Here is a 16,543-nt window from a genome sequence, read left to right on the forward strand (position 1 = left end):
ATGATTACTTCATGTGTGAAAAATAGACAGAGGTGGCCTTATTATGGATAAGACGGAACTTTTTTATTGGCTGATATGGTGGGGCTGGTGGCTGGTCCAGTTCGTCCTCTACATATTGCTGGGAGCTCTGATGTGCGACGGCGTATATCAGATAATAGTCAGCCTGCGCGGTTTCTGGAGCCAGAAAAAAATGCCCCAGGCAAAGCGTTACCGCCGCTTTGCGGTGCTGGTCCCCGCCCACAACGAGGCGATGGTCATCGTGCCGCTTCTCAAAAGCCTGGCGGGACAGAATTACCCGAAGAACTGTTACAAGGTCTACGCCTCCTGCGACAACTGCACCGACAACACCGCGGAGCTTGCGCGCGAGAACGGCGCCGTGGCGCTGGAACGCTTCGACGACGAACACAACGGCAAGACCTGGAACGTGCGCTGGGCGCTGACGAAGATACCGTTTGAGGAATACGACGCCCTCGCGATGTTCGACGCCGACAACCTCGCCGAGCACAACTTCCTGATGGCGATGAACAACTACATGGAGCTGCACCCGGAGGCCGAGGCCATCCAGGGCGTGCTGGACGTGAAAAACCCTGACGATAACTGGCTGACGCGCTCCTACGCGCTCGCCTACTGGTTCACGAACCGTTTCTGGCAGCTCGCGCGCGGCCTTTGGGGGCTCTCCTGCACGCTCGGCGGCACGGGGCTCGTCATCCGCACGGCGACGCTCGAACGTATCGGCTGGAACCTCCAGAGCCTCACGGAGGACCTTGAAATGTCGACGCGCCTCATCCTTTCCGGCAGCCGCGTCCACTGGAACGACGCCGCGGTCATCTACGACGAAAAGCCGCAGGACATGGCCGTCTCCAAGCGCCAGCGCACGCGCTGGATGCAGGGGCACTACTGGGTCTTCTGGACTTACGGCTGGGATTCTTTGAAGGCTTTCTTTGTAACGCGCAGGCTGCAGTACCTCGACCTCTTCCTCTATCTGCTCGCGCCCGCGAAGTCCTGTCTCGGCATCATCATCATGATCGCCGGCATGGCCTTTACCCTCGTGAACAACATGGTGCTCTATCCCTCGTCGGATATCCCGCAGTCGATGCTTGAATGGACGCTCTTCTTCGGACTGCCGATCTTTTCGATCATCGCCTTCTGCCTGCTCTGCGCCATCGCGGGGCCCTCGATGCATGAAAAAAAATTTACTCTGCGCTACGTGAAGGATACCTTCGCCTACTTCTGGTTCGGCCTCACCTGGATACCGATCCTCTTCAAGGCGGCCTTCCTCGCGAAGGATCAGGGCAAGTGGGTGAAGACGGAACACACGCGCGGCATCTCGCTTGACGATGTAAAGCCCAAGAGTTAAGGGGGGATCGTGATAGAAACACAATTCTCCCTCCTTGCGAAGCGCCGCTTTCTGCCGCTCTTCCTGACGCAGTTTCTCGGGGCCTTCAACGACAACCTCTTTAAGAGCGCGCTTGTGATCCTCATCACCTTCCGCCTTGCGGAGACCTACAACGTCAACGCGCAGATCATGATCACGGCGGTGGCGGGACTGTTCATCCTGCCGTTCTTTCTCTTCTCGTCCCTCGCCGGGCAGATCGCCGACAAATACGAGAAGTCGTTCCTCATCCGCATAATAAAGCTTGTAGAGATAATCCTCATGTGCCTTACGGCGGCGGCCTTTGAGACGATGCACCTGTGGTGGCTGATCTTCCTGCTATTCTGTATGGGGACGCAGTCTACCTTTTTCGGCCCGCTGAAGTTCAGCATCCTGCCCCAGCTTCTTAATGACGATGAACTGGTGGCCGGCAACGGCCTGGTAAACGCGGGAACTAATATCGCGATACTGACGGGGACGCTTTGCGGCGGCCTCTTTATCCTCTCCCCGCTTGGGCGGCACTACATATCGGCCGGCGTCGTCGGCGTGGCCGTCGCCGGATATGCCGCGAGCCGCTTCATACCGACGGCGGAGCCCTCCTCCCCCGGGCTGCGGATCGACCGCAACCTCTTCCGCTCCACCTGGGAGATGCTCGTCTATCCGTTCTGCAACAGGGACGTCTTTCGTTCGATAATCGGCATCAGTTGGTTCTGGTTCCTCGGTTCGGTCTTCCTCGCGCAGTTTCCCTCCTTCGCCAAAGACGCGCTCGGCGGCGACGAACAGGTCTCGACCCTCTTTCTCGTCCTCTTCTCCGTCGGCGTCGGCGCGGGCGCGACCTTCTGCAACAAGCTGCTCAAGGGACGCGTCTCCGGAAAGTACCTCTCCTGCAGCCTTATCGGAATGAGCCTGTTCATAGTGATGCTCTATATATTCAGCGCAGCCGCGCCCGCGGGAGGCGAATTGATCTCGGCCCTGCAGTTCATACGCGGGCCGCGGGCCGCGGGCATCGTCTTCGCGATGTTTATGATCGCCGCCTGCGGCGGTCTCTACAGCGTGCCGATGTACGCGATGATGCAGAGGATGACGCCGGAGTCGCACATGGCGCGTGTCATCGCCTCCCTCAATATAATTGATTCTCTCGGGATGGTGGCGGCCGCCATGCTTACGGCGCTGATGATTTCCGCCGGCGTGTCCATATCGGGGATATTTCTTTCCATGGCCTTTCTCAACCTGCTGATGCTGCCGCTGACGATAAAATTATCGAGGATAAGCTATGACTGATCTTGAAATAAGAAAAGATATCATCGAAACCGCCCGCCGGATGCTGGAAAAGGGCCTTGTGCAGGGGACCGGAGGCAATTTCAGCGTCCGCTGCGAAGAGGGGTTCATAATAACGCCCAGCGGGATGGATTACGCGACGCTCACGTCCGGAGATCTGCCGAAGCTGTCGCCAGGCGGAGCCGTGCTTGAGGGCGAACGCCGCCCCTCTATTGAAAAAGAGCTCCACCGGGAGGTCTACCTCGCGCGCCGTGACGTATGCGCCGTCGTCCATACCCATTCCGTCTACGCGACCGCCGCCGCCGCGATGCGCCTCCCGCTTCCGGTCCTGACCGACAACCAGGCCGTGCTGTTCGGAGGTCCCGTCCCCGTTGCGGAATACGCGCCGATCGGCACGCCGGAGCTCGCGCGCGGCACGGCAAGGGCGCTGGGAGATGGAGCCGGCGTGCTGATGGCCAACCACGGAGCGCTCTGTGTCGGAGCGACGCTCCGCGAGGCGGCCCAGAGATGCGAGATGCTGGAAATATTCGCGAAGATATTCTTCCTCACGAAGAGCTGCGGCGGGGGAGTCTGCCTCACCGCGGAGCAGGCCGGCAGCGAGGCGGCCGACCTGGCGGAACGTTACGGCCAGCGCTGAACCGCCGGATTTGCCGGACCGACATAAAAAAACAGGCCGAAGAAATCTCTCTTCGGTCTGTTTTTTATTTTTTTCCGTAAGATAAATATAACTTACTGGGAAATCGCGCTTACCGGGCAGGTAGCTACGCAGGCACCGCACTCCACGCATGTATCGCCGTCAACGTGAGCCTTGCCGTCTTCCATCGATATCGCCGATGTGGGGCATACGCCTACGCAAGCCTCGCAGCCTACGCAAACCGACTGATCAACTGATGCTTTAGCCATAGTAAGAAGTCCTCCTTCAATTTTATACTCCCTTGATAATGCGGGACTGTTTCCCGCATACCGTCCTATTCTAGCGTGAAACCCCAGAACCTTCAACTATTTTTTGACATATTTGAAAGATGAACATAATCAGACAAATAGTAAAGATATATCAGATGTATTTGCTGTATTCATTGTACGAAGTATAGACAAACTAGATAAAAGAGTTATAAAATATTCACATAGGTTGAGTCAAAGTTTTTTAATTCTCAGTTTTCTGTTTTTTCAGTTACAAATTCTTACATCTTTCTCTTTGAGGAGGTGGTAATTGAAGGTGTAAGGGTCCTGTATTTTTGTTTTGCTTTTGCGTTATCTTCACAAAACGAAAGGAGAGTTGCTTTATTATGGAACAGGTCAAGGAACCGAAAATACCATCGTTGGGTTTATCTATTCTGGTTTTTCTCGCAGTTGCGGTTATGATTGCGGCGGCTGTTCTGGTATGGGAGACTGATATTCATATCGTTCTCATCTTCGGCGCGCTTCTCGCCGGTCTTGTCGGAGTATTTTATCTCGGAAATCCCTATTCAAAGATCGAGAAGGGAATCATTGACGGCATCATGGTCGGCATGCAGGCCTGCCTTATCCTTTATACGGTCGGCCCGCTCGTCGGTACCTGGATCTGCAGCGGCGTCGTGCCGAGCATGATCTACTACGGGCTGTCGATACTCTCGCCGTCGATCTTCCTTCTCGCGACGCTCATCATTTGCTCCATCGTCTCGCTTGCCACAGGAACCTCGTGGGGCACGGCGGGAACGGTAGGCATCGCCCTTCTCGGCATTGCTCTCGGCCTCGGAGTCCCGGCGCCGCTGACGGTCGGCATCATCATTTCCGGCGGTTATTTCGGCGACAAGATGTCCCCCCTCTCCGACACGACGAACCTCGCCCCGGGCGTGGCCGGCACCGACCTCTTCCAGCATATCCGCGCGATGTGCTGGACCTCGGGCCCGACATACGCCATCGTCGTCTGCATCACGCTCTTCCTCGGGTTCCAGTATTCGCAGGGAGATTTGGATTATACGAAGATCGAGGCGCTTAAAACCATCCTCGCCAGTGAATTCTGGATCAGCCCGATATCGCTGATCGCCCCGCTCGCGGTCATCGTCCTCTCGGCGATGCGCAAGCCCGCCCTGCCCGCACTCTGGGTCGGCGTTTTCATCGCCGTCGTTTTTGCCCTTGTACAGGGAACGAACTTCGGCGATATCCTCAATATCATGCAGAACGGCTATGTCCCGATGCTCTCGGCGGAGATCGCCGGGACCGGCGAAGACGCTGCGGCGCTTGCGAAGATACTCGCCGACAACAGCATCAGCCTTGACCCGAAGATCGCCCTCGAGGCGGCCAACGACATCGTCTCCCTTATGGAACGCGGCGGCCTCCAGTCGATGAACTGGACGATCTCCCTCATCCTCTGCGCCTTCACCTTCGGTTCGACGATGGATGTCTGCGGATTCCTCAAGGTCATGCTCCAGGCGATCATGAAGCCGATCAAGTCCGTCGGCGGAATGATCACGGCGGTCATCCTCTCCTGCTTCGTCTGCGACATCTTCCTCGGCGACCAGTACCTTGCGATCGCGATGCCGGGAACGATGTTCAAGAGTGAATTCGATAAATCCGGACTTCACCCGAGGATGCTCTCCCGCTCGCTCGAAGACGCCGGCACGCTCCTCTCCGTCCTCGTTCCGTGGAACACCTGCGGAGCCTACCACGCCGGAGTTCTCGGAGTGCCGACCTTTGAATATCTGCCTTACGCTTTCTTCAACTACCTGAACCCGATCGTGGCCATCGTGATGACCTTCATGGGCATAGGCATCTTCTGGCGCGGCAAGAACGGCGAACCTGTGAAGGGCGGAAAGACGCGTCCCGCGGAGCTTGGCCCGAAGGTCGATCTTTAGTATAATATCCGTATGATCCGTCGATATTAGATTGAAAGAAGAATGTAATTGGCAGAAAAACTGGCACCTTTAGAGAGCCTTCTGGTCTCGGCCTCCGGCAGAGAGGCGGGAAAATGGAAATCGATCACCTTCGCGATGATCGCCGCCTATTTGTTGCTTACGGCTGTGTGGCAATTTTCGCACGAAGAAGTGACCCAGAGGGCTCTGCTCAACCTTTTTCTCGGCTGCTGCAGCGTGGTGGTGATCAAGTACGAGAAGCTGATCTATGTCTCTCCGCTCGGTTTTGTGAAGGAGACGCATACTTGGGTATCGCACCATCGTGAACTCCTCCCCTGGAACGAGGTGAAGTATGTCACCCTGACCACGAGGGGCAGCCGCCTGATGGCTCTTATTGAGAAGGATGAAATAGGCTGGAAGCTCTTCTTTAAGAAGGATGACCTGCCGGAGCTCAAGGAGATCCTCAAGAAGCACGCGCCCAAGGTTCCCGTTAACGATATAAGCCCCAGGTTCTGAAGAGGCCCGGAAGCTTAAAAACACATAAAAATGGCTGCCGTTCCGGTGAACCGGAGGGCAGCCGTTTTTATATCCGGTCGACGGAATGGGCCCGGATCTATTTTGCGAGATAGGGCCCGACGACCTTTCGCGGCAGCTCAAACTCCGGGCTGCCCGCGGCTCCCGGGGCGACCTCGTATTTATCGAAGCAGATGACGATGTTGCCCTTGTCGTTTATGAAAAAGTTCTGCTTAGGCTTTATCGAGCGGAACCCCTGTTCGTCCTGCGGCGCTATCCAGAAGATGCCCTTTTCCTTTTTGTTGCGGCGGCGCATCTCGCCGATGATATAGTTGTTGATCACCTTTGTGTAATCGGCTTTGCCGTTGAAAAGTTCGCCGAGCTCGATCAGCTTGCCGCTCCTCTTGTCGAAGTTGTAAAAGGAATGCACCGTAGATGATGAACCGGCGATATTCATCTCATAGAGATCGACCGCGAGCACTTTCCCGTTGTCCGTGCGGACTTTGTAGTCGAGCACGACGCCCATGTGTCCCTGAAACTCTGGGTCGTCCTTCATCATCTCGCCGACGTCATTCTCGTAATCGGCTGTCAGCTTGCGGGCCCGCTGCATGAAGGAATCGTTCAGCTCGTTCTGTACGGCGGAGACGGCCAGGCCTGTGACGACGGGAGTGACGATCTTTGCCTCAAACCCGCGAAATTCGGAGCTGTAGGTGCTCAGCGTCTCGAAACGCACATCGGCCTCCTTGGCGGAGGCCGTCATGGCCGCTCCCAGCAGAAGCGCCGCCGCAAACGCCGCCGCGGTCCCTCTGAGATATTTCATGCCCGCCACCTATTTAGCCTCGGCGGCTTTTACGGCCTCGGCCATATTCCTGCCGAGCTCGCGGCAGAGTTCGAGATCGGCCTCGGTCGGGGAGGATTTGACCTCTATCGTCGGTTCTACGAGTTTCCAGTCGCCGCCCTGTTCCGCAAAGACCTGCAGCTCGGCGAGGGCCCCCTTGCTCCAACTGTAGGAACCGCAGATGCCGAGAACGCGGTTTTTCATCATCTTGTTTTTCAGCGCGCGGCAGAGCGTCGCCATCGGCGGGTAGAGCTCTGTGTTGTATGTGCAGCTGCCGAGGACGAGGCCGCGGTATTTCCAGATGTCGCGCACGATATACGAGAGGTTGGAGCGCGAGGCGTCGTGTACGATGACGTCCTTCACTCCGGCCTCGCAGGCGGCGCGCGCGATGGTGTCCGTCATGAATTTCGTATTGCCGTACATCGAACCGTATACGACGACGATGCCCTCGTCGGTATTGTGGCTGCTCCACTTGTCGTAGAGATCGACGATGTGCCTAGGGTTCGAGCGGAGGATCGGGCCGTGCGCCGGGCATATTATTTTCAGGTCGAGCGCGCGGACCTTCGCGATCGCCTTCTGCGCCGGACCGGAGTAGCGGCCGACGATGTTTGCGAAGTAGCGCAGCGTCTCGTCCTCGTAGAGCGCCATATCGAGCTCGTCGTCGAAGATGCCGCCCTCAAGCGCGCAGAAGCCGCCGAAAGCGTCGGTGGAAAAGAGCACCTTTTCCGTCGTCTCATAGGCCACCATGCTCTCCGGCCAGTGGACCATCGGTATCATCGCGAAGGTCAGCTTATGGCGTCCGAGGTCGATAACGTCGCCCTCTTTTACCTCCACCAGCCCCTCTGTGATGCCGTAAAAGGCGCCTATCATCTCAAGTGTCTTTTTGTTGCCGAGGATCTTCATCTCCGGATAGAGCTTGCGGAGGATGCTGATCGATCCGGAATGGTCGGGCTCCATGTGGTTGACGACGAGGTAGTCGATGGAACGCCCCTCCGGCATGATCGAGACGAGCCGCTCCATATAGGCGGAGAGCTTGTCGGCCTTGATCGTGTCGATGATCGCGCACTTTTCGTCGTTGATGAAATAGGCGTTGTAAGCCACGCCTCTGGGAAGTTCCCAAAGCCCCTCGAAGAGGTCGGTCTCGCGGTCGTTGCCGCCTATCCAATATATAGAATCCGTTACCTTGATTGCCTGCTGCATCATTTTTACGGTTACCTCCTTAATGATATTGCCTATGCGTCTCATATTATATAACAATGAGTTCAGTCTGCATGATGTAAAATCATCTCAAGATTTGAGTAAACGAAGCTTGATAACTTTGATAAAAATAGAATGGATTGACTTGTCTGAAATTAACGGTCAAATGTTGCAATTTCGGCGGAGTTGGGCAATAATATTACGGTGTGGTTTTTTGTAATATCTACTAGTGTGCTGACGGTCATTCATACGATGACCTCATATGTTTCGCAAGGAGGCGGAGTAATTGTTCGAACCAACACAGCTCCAGGAAGTAGCAGAAGGAAAGAAGGCCTACGAGGCGGCTGTCGCCAAGGCGCTCGCCAAGGGTCCCGAGAGAAAAGAAAACTTCACCACAAGCGGCGGTATTCCTCTCAAGAGGACATACACTCCCGAAGATGTCAACGGCGTCGACTACGCCAAAGACCTTGGATTCCCGGGCGCTTATCCCTATACCCGCGGCGTCCAGCCCACCATGTACAGGGGCCGTTTCTGGACGATGCGCCAGTATGCGGGCTTTGCCACGGCGGAGGATTCCAACAAGCGTTATCGTTACCTGCTGAGCCAGGGAACGACGGGACTTTCTGTCGCGTTTGACCTTCCGACGCAGATCGGCTACGACTCGGACGACCCCATGGCGGTGGGTGAGTGCGGTAAAGTCGGCGTCGCCGTCGACAGCCTTGCCGATGCGGAGATCCTCTTCGGCGGCATCCCCCTCGACAAAGTTTCGACCTCGATGACGATCAACGCTCCCGCGTCGGTGCTTCTTTCAATGTACATCGCCGTCGCTGAAAAGCAGGGCGTGCCGATGAACGCGCTTTCGGGAACGATCCAGAACGACATCCTCAAGGAATACATCGCGCGCGGCACATATATCTTCCCTCCCAAGCCGTCGATGCGTCTCATCACCGACATTTTTGACTTCTGCTCGAGAAACATCCCGAAGTGGAACACCATCTCGATCTCCGGCTACCACATCCGTGAAGCCGGCTCCACCGCGATCCAGGAAGTGGCCTTCACGCTCGCCGACGGCATCGCCTACATCGAAGCGGCCATCAAGGCCGGACAGGACCCGAACGTATTCGGAAAGCGCCTCTCCTTCTTCTTCAACGCGCACAACGACTTTATCGAAGAGGTCGCGAAGTTCCGCGCGGCGCGCAAGGTTTGGGCACGCATCATGAAGGAGCGCTTCGGAGTCACCGAAAAGGGAGCCCAGATGCTCCGCTTCCACACGCAGACGGCCGGATGCACGCTTACCGCGCAGCAGGCGGAGAACAATATCGTCCGCGTCGCCGTTCAGACGATGGCGGCGGTATGCGGCGGCACGCAGTCGCTGCACACCAACAGCCTTGACGAAGCCCTCGCCCTGCCGACGGACAAGAGCGTCCGCATCGCCCTTCGCACGCAGCAGATCGTTGCTTACGAATCGGGCGTCACGAACATCGTCGACCCGCTTGCGGGCAGCTACGCCATCGAATCCCTTACCAAAGAGATCGAAGAGGGCGCGTGGGAATACATCAAGAAGATCGACGAGCTTGGCGGCATGATGACGGCCATCGAAAAGGGCTATCCGCAGAAGAACATCCAGGACTCGGCGTATCAGTATCAGAAATCGATCGAATCAGGCGACCGTATCATCGTCGGCGTCAACAAGTTCCATATCGAAGAGGACATGTCAGAGCGCAAACTCCTGAAGGTCGACGCAAGCGTAGGCGTAAACCAGATTAAGAAGCTCCGTGAGATGAAAGAGAACCGCGACAACGTCAAAGTCAAGTCGACACTCGACGCGATCCGCGACGGCGCGAAGGGCGACGCCAACCTCATGCCGCTCATCCTCGACGCCGTACACGCGTACGCGACAGAGGGCGAGATCTGCGGCGTGCTCCGCGAGGTCTTTGGCGAGTACCAGGAGAACGTGGTTCTTTAGAATCGCGTGTGCTTTTTAAGGAGGAAGAAAAAATGGACCGTAAAATTCGCGTAGTTGTTGCGAAACCCGGACTTGACGGCCACGATCGTGGCGCGAAGGTCATAGCAAGAGCATTCAGAGACGCCGGCATGGAGGTCATTTACACCGGACTCCGCCAGACGCCGGAACAGATAGTTGCCACAGCGATCCAGGAAGACGCTGACGCGATCGGCATCAGCATCCTTTCGGGAGCGCATGAGTACTGCTTTAAAGCCATCATCGATCTTCTCAAAGAGAAGAACGCGGAAGACATCATCGTCTTCGGCGGCGGAGTCATCCCCGAGACCGACTATCCTACGCTTCTCGGCTTCGGCGCGGGCGCGATCTTCGGCCCCGGAACGCCGACCTCGGAGACGATCGAGTGGCTCGAAAAGGCAGTAGCCGAAAAGAGAGCGAAAGAGGCGTAAATAAACTATGGAAATCAAAAACGTAGACCATATCGGAGTCGCCGTAAAGAGTATCGACGAAGCCCTTAAATTCTGGGAAGATACTCTCGGCGTGAAGTGCCACGGAATAGAGGAAGTCGCCGAACAGAGAGTCAAGACGGCCTTCCTGCCCATCGACGACACGGAGTTCGAGCTCCTTGAGGGGACGACCGAGGACAGCCCGGTATCAAAATTCATCGAAAAGAACGGACAGGGCATCCAGCATGTCGCGGTCAGAGTCGCCGATATCGAAGCGGCGCTCGCCGAGCTCAAGGAAAAGGGCGTCCGCCTCATCGATGAAAAACCGCGTATCGGCGCGGGCGGCGCGAAGATCGCCTTCGTTCACCCGAAGGCCAGCGGCGGAGTGCTTCTCGAACTCTGCCAGCGCGATTAACTAAGGAAAAAGGCTCCCGTGCCAGGGCGGCACGGGACGCCTTATACCATAGCACTGCAAGTGGGACAGAATCCTGACGGCGTTTTCCCGAGGCAGGGCGCCGAGGGAAGGCAGTCAGGCGTTCCATCTGAGAGATTATGAGGAGGTAAGAAGTAATGGCGGACAAAACGATCGACGAACTGTGCGCTGCTCTGGTTGCCAAACGCGAAAAAGCGGCTCTTGGCGGCGGAGAAAAGGCCATCGCCAAACAGCACGACAAAGGTAAGATGACCGCACGCGAGCGCATCGACGCAGTTCTTGACCCCGGCAGCTTCGTGGAAATCGATGAATTTGTTGAGCACCGCTGCACCAACTTCGGGCTCGAAAAAACAACATTCCTCGGCGACGGCGTTGTAACCGGCTACGGCACGATAGACGGACGCATAGTCTACGTATTCAGCCAGGATTTCACGGTAATGGGCGGTTCGCTTGGCGAAATGCACGCCAAGAAGATATGCAAAGTTCTTGACCTTGCCCTTACGAACGGCGCTCCCTGCATCGGCATCAACGATTCGGGCGGAGCACGTATTCAGGAGGCGGTCGACGCCCTTTCAGGTTACGGACAGATATTCTTCCGCAACGTCAAAGCCAGCGGCGTCATCCCGCAGTTTTCAATAATCGCCGGCCCCTGCGCGGGCGGAGCCGTTTACAGCCCCGCGCTGACAGACTTTATCTTCATGGTCGACAAGGTCGGCATCATGCACATCACCGGCCCCGCCGTCATCAAGTCCGTGACCGGCGAAGACGTGACCTCCGAGCAGATCGGCGGAGCCCGCGCCCACAACGCGACCTCCGGCTGCGCCCATTTCTTCGCGGCCAGCGAAGCCGAATGCTACGCTCAGGCCCGCAAAGTGATGAGCTACCTCCCCAGCAACAACATGGAAGAGCCTCCCTTTATGGAGACCGGCGACGATCCTTCGCGCACGGAAGCCGAGCTTCGCGAAATAGTCCCGACAAACCCGAACAAAGGCTACGACGTCCGCGACGTCATCAAGAAGGTCGTTGACAACGGAGACTTCTGCGAGGTACAGGAACTCTATGCCAAGAACATCGTCACCGGCTTCGCGAGAGTCGGCGGACGCGTCATCGGCATCATCGCGAATCAGGCGAAGTTCATGGCCGGATGCCTCGATATCGACGCCTCCGACAAGGCGAGCCGCCATATCCGCATCTGCGATGCCTTCAACATCCCCATCGTAACATTTGAAGACGTGCCCGGATACCTCCCCGGACTCAACCAGGAGATGGGCGGCATCATCCGCCACGGCGCGAAACTCCTCTACGCCTACAGCGAAGCGACCGCTCCGAAGATCACCATCGTCATGCGCAAAGCATACGGCGGATCATACCTCGGCATGTGCAGCAAAGACCTTGGCGCGGACGTAGTCCTTGCCTGGCCGCAGGCTCAGATCGCGGTCATGGGCGCCGAGGGCGCGGCGAACATCATCTTCCGCAAGGAGATCGACGCCGCCGAGGATAAGGTAGCCAAGCGCGCCGAAAAGATAGAGGAATACAAAGAGTCATTTGCGAACCCCTACCGCGCGGCGCAGCGCGGATTCGTCGACCGCGTCATCCTCCCCGAGGAGACGCGTCCAGCCCTCTATCAGGCGCTTCTTATGACAGAGAGCAAGAGCGAACTTCGTCCGAAGCGCAAGCATGGCATTCTGCCCAACTAAGGCAGGGGGAAGCCAATTATGACAACAGGATCGATCAGCTCATACTTTGTCGGCGTCCCTGGCGGGCTCATAATGTCCTTCATCGCCTTCAGCATCGTCTTCATCGTCATCGTCGGGCTTATGCTCGTAATGATGGGGATGAAGCACGTCTGCTCCGCGATAGACAACATGAACAAGCCGAAGCCGGCCGCTCCGGCGCAGTCCTCCGCAGCTCCGGCGTCTGCGCCCTCCGCACCGGCGGCTCCCGCCGCGGCGGTCTCCGCCGACGACGAACTGCTCGCCGTAATATCGGCCGCCATCATGGCAGCTTGCGGATCAACAGCGCGCGTAGTTGCCTTCAGTCCGGTAAAAGCCCCCGCATCCTCCGCATGGAAAAATGTGGGCAGGCTCCAGAACACAGAAGGCTACTAAGCCTCTGATAACAACAAAACTTTAGGAGGTTTTTTCTGATGTCACGCAAATACAGAGTCACCGTTAACGGAAAAGCATACGACGTAGATGTTGAAGAGATGGGTGCAGGCGCAGCTCCTGCTCCCGTAGCCGCCCCCGCCCCCGTGGCGGCGCCTGCCCCTGTGGCGGCTCCCGCTCCCGCCCCTGCGGCGGCCCCGGCACCCGCGGTTCCCGCCGGCGCCGGTTCGATCACCGCTCCGATGCCCGGCAAGGTCCTCAAGATACTTGTCGCCCAGGGCGCGGCGGTAACGGCAGGGCAGCTCGTCATCATCCTCGAAGCTATGAAGATGGAAAACGAGATCTTCACAACCGTAGCGGGCTCGGTATCACAGATCTGCTGCAAAGAAGGAGATACAGTCAGCACTGGCGACACACTCCTGGTCGTAGCGTAGTCTGCGTTCGTGCAGTCTTTTCCTAGGGAGGAAAACTGAATGGAACTTTATATGACCGCGCTAAGGGGTGTGGTGGAGCAGTCGGGATTTGTGGCGCTGAACGGGCCGACGCTCGTGATGCTTCTCGTCTCCTTCATCCTGCTCTACCTCGCCATCGCGAAGGGCTTCGAGCCTTTGCTCCTCATGCCCATCGCCTTTGGATGCCTTCTCGTCAACCTGCCGCTTTCAGGCATAGTTGATCCGGGCGGCTTCCTTTACTTTGTAAAAATCGGTATAGACCATGAGCTCTACCCCGTCATCATCTTCATGGGGATCGGCGCTCTGACGGACTTTGGACCGCTGCTTGCGAACCCCATCACCTTCCTTCTCGGTGCGGCGGCGCAGATAGGCGTATTCTTCGCCGTCATCGGCGCGATGTTCATGGGCTTCACGATCCAGGAAGCGGCCGGTATCGGAATCATCGGCGGCGCTGACGGCCCGACGGCCATTTACCTCTGCGCGAAGCTTGCCAAGGGCATCCTTCCCGCCGTCGCCGTCGCCGCCTACAGCTACATGTCGCTCGTTCCGCTCATCCAGCCGCCCGTCATCAAGCTTCTGACGACGAAAAAGGACCGTTCGATCAAGATGGAACAGCTCCGCCCCGTCACGCGCACAGAGCGCATCCTCTTCCCGATCGTTTCGACGATCGCCTGCGGACTCGTTCTGCCCGCCTCCGTTCCCCTCGTGGGAATGCTGATGTTCGGGAACCTCATGCGCGAGTGCGGCTGCACAGAGCGTCTTTCGCTCGCGGCGCAGAATGAAGTGCTCAACGCGACGACGATCTTCCTCGGCATCTCTGTCGGTGCTACGATGAGCGCCGACTCGTTCCTCACCGTGGCGACGATCAAGATCATTGCCCTCGGGCTTATCGCCTTCGTCTTCAGCACGGCCGGCGGCGTATGCTTCGGTCAGATCATGAAGGTCGTCTCCGGCGGCAAGATCAACCCGATCATCGGCGCGGCCGGCGTATCCGCCGTCCCGATGGCGGCGCGCGTCTGCCAGAAAGTGGTATCGAAGGAGTTCCCGGGAAGCTATATCCTGATGCACGCGATGGGCCCGAACGTAGCCGGCGTTATCGGCACGGCCGTCGCGGCGGGGGCTATGCTCACCCTCCTCTCCAAATAGGTAAATCGGCGTTTATACGCACGACTAACTTCATAACCGAGGGCCTGCCAATGCTCACCGCACACTAGTGCGCCTCCGCTTGGCAGGCCCTCGGTTATTTCGTTATTCGCACGTCTAAACGCCGATTTACGCGATTGCGAGGGAAAAGATAAATAGCAATTTAGCGCCCTTCCGTCGCTCCGGCCTCCGAGCCGGAGCCGAGTGGCGTTGGTTTTTGCTTTACAATCGATGTTGGAACAAACCTGAAGCCACTGGATGCCGGGTCAAGCCCGGCATGACAAGATAAATCGCAGTTTACCGTTCACTTCCAATCGCGTAAATCGGCGTTTAGAAGTGCCGGATGCTAAATAACTTGCCCTCTGAGTACCGGAGCCGTATTGGTCATACGGCGAGGACACTCAGGGGGCAAGTTATGACGCAGACGGCGCGTATAAACGCCGATTTACAGGGAGGTTGTATCGGCCCATCACCAGCAGGTCCTCGTACTTGCCGTCCTTCATGAAGGCGTATTTCAGGCGGCCTTCGTGCTGAAAGCCGAGAGATTCATAGAGGTGGATCGCCCCTTCGTTGCAGGCGGCCACTTCGAGTTCGACGCGGACCAGCATCAGCCATTTGTCGGCGATCTCCAGCAGCTGCGAGAGGATCGCGCGGCCGACTCCCATGTTGTGATAACCGGCGTGGACGATGAGCGCGACGGAGGCGGTGTGGCGCAGCCTGGCCTTTTCCGTGAGCCTCAGCACGCCGTTGCCGATGACCTTTTCGCCCTCCGGCGTATCGATGACTGCCGAGAGCGCCGGGTCATTTGGCCCGACAGACTTCATCACCTTTTCCGTGAATGCGACGCTCTCCGAAAAAAGCGTCGGGATCGTCTCCATAACTCCGCGCATGGAACGTATCTCATTGATGTCAGCGATATCGCTGTCCCTGAATGGTCTGATCCTGAATTCCATCTCTCCGCCCCCTCTTACTCTATCGCATAGTATAGTTCATGCGTGCAGGTTAGTCTTTACCGTGCCCGCAAAAAGCGCGGATTCCGCGGCGGATGGCGATTCACGTTTCGGGAGTTTCGCTGCGCATACGGCAAAGCGGCCCCGCTCGCTTCGCCGTGGAGGCGAAGGAGCGGGGCCGCTTTCTGTGATTTCTGCGTGCCTTAATCCCTGTTAAGCATCTCCAATATCCCGTCGCTGTAAGCCTTTGTGCGCAGGTATCCTTCTTCATAGCACTCTTTTACCGTGGCCTTGAAGGCGTTCTGTTCGAGGTTATAGAGCTGGCGCACAGAAATGCCTCCCGGCGTGCTGGTCTCGGCGAGCAGGCCGCCGATGTTGTCGATGTTGTTCTCCCAGACTTTGAGGCAGCCCTCAACGGTGCCGAAGGCCATCTTCGCCGCCGTTTTATGGTCGATGCCGAGCAGCAGCGCCGATTCCACGATTCCCTGGAAGAAGGCGTAGACCGGGGCGGGACCGGTGAGCGAGGTGATCGCGTTGATCTTTTCCTCTCCGAGGGCGAGGCAGGTGCCCATCGCGCCGAATATCTTCATCAGGTCGGCCTTCTGCGGTTCGCTTACCCTTGAGTTGAAGGCGACGGCGATGACGCCGTGGCCGATCCTGCTCGGAGGGTTGGGGAGGGCGCGCGCCACGGCCGCGCCGGGAACGTTGTTTTCATAGAGCGCCATCGGGATGCCGGAAGATATCGAGACGATAGTTTTGCTCGTGAAATCGTAGGCATTGAGCGTCTTCGCCATATCGATGGCGTTGTCCGAGCGCACGCACATAAAGACGTAGTCGGCGGCGGCGATCATATCTTTAGGCTCGCCGCAGATGGAGAGTCCGTATTTTTCGTTCATATAGGCGAGGCGTTCCACGCTTACGTCATAGATGAAAATGTCCGACGGTTTGGCGGTACCGCTTGCCGTTATTTTCTGGCTCAATATCTCCGCGATCGCACCGGAACCCATAAATCCTATTTTCAT

17 protein-coding genes are annotated in these 16,543 nt (G+C 57.4%); 12 read left to right on the forward strand and 5 right to left on the reverse strand.

Annotated elements, in window-relative coordinates; all coding sequences use genetic code 11:
- Positions 1 to 43: 43 nt before the first annotated feature.
- Genes CLOEV_RS03925 through CLOEV_RS03935 form a run of 3 tightly spaced genes read left to right on the forward strand, consistent with a single transcriptional unit; the run spans position 44 to position 3,287 of the window.
- Complete coding sequence (locus tag CLOEV_RS03925; protein WP_008710702.1) at positions 44 to 1,357, forward strand: glycosyltransferase family 2 protein; 1,314 nt, start codon at positions 44 to 46, stop codon at positions 1,355 to 1,357.
- A gap of 9 nt (positions 1,358 to 1,366) precedes the next feature.
- Complete coding sequence (locus CLOEV_RS03930) at positions 1,367 to 2,653, forward strand: MFS transporter (protein WP_051484871.1); 1,287 nt, start codon at positions 1,367 to 1,369, stop codon at positions 2,651 to 2,653.
- Positions 2,646 to 3,287, forward strand: a complete 642-nt coding sequence (locus tag CLOEV_RS03935; RefSeq protein ID WP_034442032.1) for a class II aldolase/adducin family protein — start codon at positions 2,646 to 2,648, stop codon at positions 3,285 to 3,287. Before CLOEV_RS03930 ends, CLOEV_RS03935 begins: the two co-directional genes overlap by 8 nt.
- A gap of 92 nt (positions 3,288 to 3,379) precedes the next feature.
- On the opposite strand, the gene CLOEV_RS16365 is transcribed toward CLOEV_RS03935, so the two are convergent.
- On the reverse strand, positions 3,380 to 3,553 hold the full coding sequence (locus tag CLOEV_RS16365; protein ID WP_008710708.1) for a DUF362 domain-containing protein: 174 nt from the start codon (positions 3,551 to 3,553) through the stop codon (positions 3,380 to 3,382).
- Between the two features lie 383 nt (positions 3,554 to 3,936).
- Here CLOEV_RS16365 and nhaC point away from each other — a divergent pair, with 383 nt between their 5' ends.
- Together nhaC and CLOEV_RS15760 are read left to right on the forward strand one after the other, a co-directional pair.
- Positions 3,937 to 5,484 carry a Na+/H+ antiporter NhaC gene (gene nhaC / locus CLOEV_RS03940; RefSeq protein WP_008710710.1) on the forward strand — a complete coding sequence of 516 codons (1,548 nt, stop codon included), beginning with the start codon at positions 3,937 to 3,939 and terminating at the stop codon, positions 5,482 to 5,484.
- Between the two features lie 48 nt (positions 5,485 to 5,532).
- Positions 5,533 to 5,997, forward strand: coding sequence for a hypothetical protein (locus CLOEV_RS15760; RefSeq protein WP_051484872.1), 465 nt, complete (start codon positions 5,533 to 5,535; stop codon positions 5,995 to 5,997).
- Positions 5,998 to 6,094: 97 nt separating this feature from the next.
- Here CLOEV_RS15760 and CLOEV_RS03950 read toward each other — a convergent pair whose 3' ends face one another.
- On the reverse strand, positions 6,095 to 6,814 hold the full coding sequence (locus CLOEV_RS03950; RefSeq protein WP_008710714.1) for a DUF3298 and DUF4163 domain-containing protein: 720 nt from the start codon (positions 6,812 to 6,814) through the stop codon (positions 6,095 to 6,097).
- 9 nt (positions 6,815 to 6,823) lie between these two features.
- Positions 6,824 to 8,035, reverse strand: a complete 1,212-nt coding sequence (locus CLOEV_RS03955; RefSeq protein WP_156938360.1) for an FprA family A-type flavoprotein — start codon at positions 8,033 to 8,035, stop codon at positions 6,824 to 6,826.
- Positions 8,036 to 8,315: 280 nt separating this feature from the next.
- On the opposite strand from CLOEV_RS03955, the gene CLOEV_RS03960 reads away from it, so the two are divergent.
- The 7 genes from CLOEV_RS03960 to CLOEV_RS03990 all read left to right on the forward strand — a co-directional run bounded on the left by CLOEV_RS03960 (position 8,316) and on the right by CLOEV_RS03990 (position 14,574).
- Complete coding sequence (locus tag CLOEV_RS03960; protein WP_008710719.1) at positions 8,316 to 9,995, forward strand: acyl-CoA mutase large subunit family protein; 1,680 nt, start codon at positions 8,316 to 8,318, stop codon at positions 9,993 to 9,995.
- 32 nt (positions 9,996 to 10,027) lie between these two features.
- Entirely contained in the window at positions 10,028 to 10,441 is a 414-nt protein-coding gene (locus tag CLOEV_RS03965) for a cobalamin B12-binding domain-containing protein (RefSeq protein ID WP_008710722.1), read from the forward strand.
- Between the two features lie 7 nt (positions 10,442 to 10,448).
- A complete protein-coding gene (gene mce, locus CLOEV_RS03970) occupies positions 10,449 to 10,853 on the forward strand; it encodes a methylmalonyl-CoA epimerase (RefSeq protein ID WP_008710724.1) in 405 nt (134 codons plus the stop codon).
- A 155-nt stretch (positions 10,854 to 11,008) separates the two neighbouring features.
- A complete protein-coding gene (locus CLOEV_RS03975; RefSeq protein WP_008710726.1) occupies positions 11,009 to 12,568 on the forward strand; it encodes an acyl-CoA carboxylase subunit beta in 1,560 nt (519 codons plus the stop codon).
- A gap of 18 nt (positions 12,569 to 12,586) precedes the next feature.
- A complete protein-coding gene (locus CLOEV_RS03980) occupies positions 12,587 to 12,979 on the forward strand; it encodes an OadG family protein (RefSeq protein WP_008710728.1) in 393 nt (130 codons plus the stop codon).
- 38 nt (positions 12,980 to 13,017) lie between these two features.
- A complete protein-coding gene (locus CLOEV_RS03985; RefSeq protein WP_008710731.1) occupies positions 13,018 to 13,410 on the forward strand; it encodes a biotin/lipoyl-containing protein in 393 nt (130 codons plus the stop codon).
- 39 nt (positions 13,411 to 13,449) lie between these two features.
- Positions 13,450 to 14,574, forward strand: coding sequence for a sodium ion-translocating decarboxylase subunit beta (locus tag CLOEV_RS03990; RefSeq protein WP_008710733.1), 1,125 nt, complete (start codon positions 13,450 to 13,452; stop codon positions 14,572 to 14,574).
- A gap of 410 nt (positions 14,575 to 14,984) precedes the next feature.
- Here CLOEV_RS03990 and CLOEV_RS03995 read toward each other — a convergent pair whose 3' ends face one another.
- Together CLOEV_RS03995 and CLOEV_RS04000 are read right to left on the reverse strand one after the other, a co-directional pair.
- Positions 14,985 to 15,524 carry a GNAT family N-acetyltransferase gene (locus tag CLOEV_RS03995; protein WP_051484873.1) on the reverse strand — a complete coding sequence of 180 codons (540 nt, stop codon included), beginning with the start codon at positions 15,522 to 15,524 and terminating at the stop codon, positions 14,985 to 14,987.
- A 200-nt stretch (positions 15,525 to 15,724) separates the two neighbouring features.
- Positions 15,725 to 16,543: a pyrroline-5-carboxylate reductase family protein gene (locus CLOEV_RS04000; RefSeq protein WP_034442035.1), complete on the reverse strand. Its 819-nt coding sequence runs from the start codon at positions 16,541 to 16,543 to the stop codon at positions 15,725 to 15,727.

Origin of the sequence: Cloacibacillus evryensis DSM 19522 (assembly GCF_000585335.1) — a bacterium.
In the GTDB taxonomy this organism is placed as follows: domain Bacteria; phylum Synergistota; class Synergistia; order Synergistales; family Synergistaceae; genus Cloacibacillus; species Cloacibacillus evryensis.